The following is a 1,554-nucleotide window of genomic DNA, read 5'->3' as shown; positions in this document are numbered from 1 at the left end:
GGTAATCTGTTTCCAAACCATTAAAGAGCTTCTTTACTTTTATTCCGTCTGCACGGTAAACGTAATCTGTAACCTGAGCATTCTGAGTAATCTTCTTGGGTAAATTTAAAGTTATTTATTGGGAATATGGATAAGTTTTAACAAAGCTAAAGTTTATCCATTTTAAAGATTCTAAACCATTTGTATTAGTTTCTAATAATTTTTCACTAATTATAAATTTTTCATTTAAAAAGTAAACTTTACCTTGATAATTTATTTTTTCACCTTCTCTTTGGCTAATATTACATGAAAATAAATCTGCAGAAATAGGAGTAATAAAGACTTTAAATTTGATTGGTTTTTTATTTCTTCCTATTATCCATTGCTTTTCAAGATTTAAAACTTGTTTTCTGTTTTTATAAATTTTTTCTAAAAGATTATCTAATGAAGATATACTTTGATCTTCATTAAAGACAGATATTCCATTATATTTAGAGCAATCATCTACATTTTCTTTATTTATGTCCCAAAAATAAAGAGGAGCTGGTTTGGAATCTTTTTCAGATAAATCGATAATCCAAAAATATAAAGGATGCTCGTTAGGATAATTTTTATCAATTTTATCTATAGTAATTACAAAATAATTTTTTTGACCATAGCATAAAAATGTAAGTAAAAGCAATAAGATTTTAAATATTTTTTTCATTTTGCTGGATAAGATTCTTTAATAATTGTATCTATATTTTGTGTACTCAAACCATTGGGAGGATAATCCATTAAATCTCCAGATCTACTTCCTCCTTCTGGATGACTTAATCCGAAATTATGACCTAATTCATGAGAGAAATTCCCAATAGATGCATCTCGACTGTAAACTTCATAAATCATTGGTCCTAGAACTTGCGCACTGCCTGTAGCGGATGTTTTAGCAGTTGTCCAAATTGAAGCTGAGGCACGTACAGGTTTTCCTCCTTCTACTAAAGAAGATTCTATTCCATTTCTCCACGCAATAGTTGTTAATTTCGTACCATCTATCATACCTTTTTTAGCACTTGTATCATTGACTTCCATTCCTGATATGTTAATTTTAAAGGTAACATTTTCACCATCACTATTTTTATGATTTCCTGAATAGAAATTATCAGTGTCCTCTCTGGCAAAATTAATTCTAGCTTCGTTTTCAGATCTAATTCTTTCATTTTTTCTAACTATTTTGTCTCTTGCTTTGGTTTCTTTTTTAGATGCTGATGCAGATAAAATAGGAACATCCTGACTCTTTTGGGTTAAAACAACTAAATTTTTTTCTATAACATGAGATTTTTTACCATTTTGGTCAATCTGAGTATGATGTATTCCTTCAAGTCCTTCTAATTCTCTAAATGTAATAACTTTATTTTCGGCAAAGTTATAATGAGATTGAAAGCTATACTTTTCAGAAAGAGGATCTATATTAAAGAACCTTCCTACATCAGGCATGTAATTTCTCCACTTAAACGAGTAAAAGCCTGTCTCCTGTAATTCTTGTCCTTGGTACTTGTACTGATAAGCATTATCAAAACTATGAGTCTGTGCATT

2 protein-coding genes are annotated in these 1,554 nt (G+C 29.3%); both read right to left on the bottom strand.

The window, feature by feature from the left end; genetic code table 11:
* Positions 1-115: 115 nt before the first annotated feature.
* On the bottom strand, positions 116-685 hold the full coding sequence (locus OEW74_RS19510) for a hypothetical protein (RefSeq protein ID WP_265427100.1): 570 nt from the start codon (positions 683-685) through the stop codon (positions 116-118).
* Positions 682-1,554 (bottom strand): RHS repeat-associated core domain-containing protein (locus tag OEW74_RS19505; protein WP_322645600.1); only part of this gene is annotated, 873 nt, incomplete at its 5' end. The genes OEW74_RS19510 and OEW74_RS19505, both read right to left, overlap by 4 nt.

This window comes from Chryseobacterium sp. YIM B08800 (genome assembly GCF_026163565.1).
Taxonomy (GTDB): Bacteria; Bacteroidota; Bacteroidia; order Flavobacteriales; family Weeksellaceae; genus Chryseobacterium.
This window is presented reverse-complemented; position numbering and strand designations above follow the sequence as displayed.

What these genes read in the sequence shown, in the direction of transcription:
- OEW74_RS19510 (WP_265427100.1), bottom strand. Translation starts at nt 685, where the DNA reads ATGAAAAAAATATTTAAAATCTTATTGCTTTTACTTACATTTTTATGC.